Source organism: Apilactobacillus pseudapinorum (assembly GCF_040369555.1).
In the GTDB taxonomy this organism is placed as follows: domain Bacteria; phylum Bacillota; class Bacilli; order Lactobacillales; family Lactobacillaceae; genus Apilactobacillus.
In genome coordinates, this window is sequence record NZ_BAABVU010000001.1 from 1 (window position 1) to 415 (window position 415).

The following is a 415-nucleotide window of genomic DNA, read 5'->3' on the forward strand; positions in this document are numbered from 1 at the left end:
TTGCATAAATGATTTTTGGATTCGGAGCGAGTGGCGAACTGGTGAGTAACACGTGGGTAACCTGCCCCGAAGCGGGGGATAACATTTGGAAACAAATGCTAATACCGCATAATTAGTCAGAACCGCATGGTTCCGACTTGAAAGATGGCTCTGCTATCACTTCGGGATGGACCCGCGCCGTATTAGTTAGTTGGTGAGATAAAAGCCCACCAAGACGATGATACGTAGCCGACCTGAGAGGGTAATCGGCCACATTGGGACTGAGACACGGCCCAGACTCCTACGGGAGGCAGCAGTAGGGAATCTTCCACAATGGACGAAAGTCTGATGGAGCAACGCCGCGTGAGTGATGAAGGGTTTCGGCTCGTAAAACTCTGTTGTTAAAGAAGAACAAGCATGAGAGTAACTGTTCATG

The 415-nt window shown here is 49.6% G+C and carries 1 rRNA gene; it reads left to right on the forward strand.

The window, feature by feature from the left end:
• Nucleotides 1–415, forward strand: a 16S ribosomal RNA gene (locus ABWU86_RS00005); the annotation flags it as partial.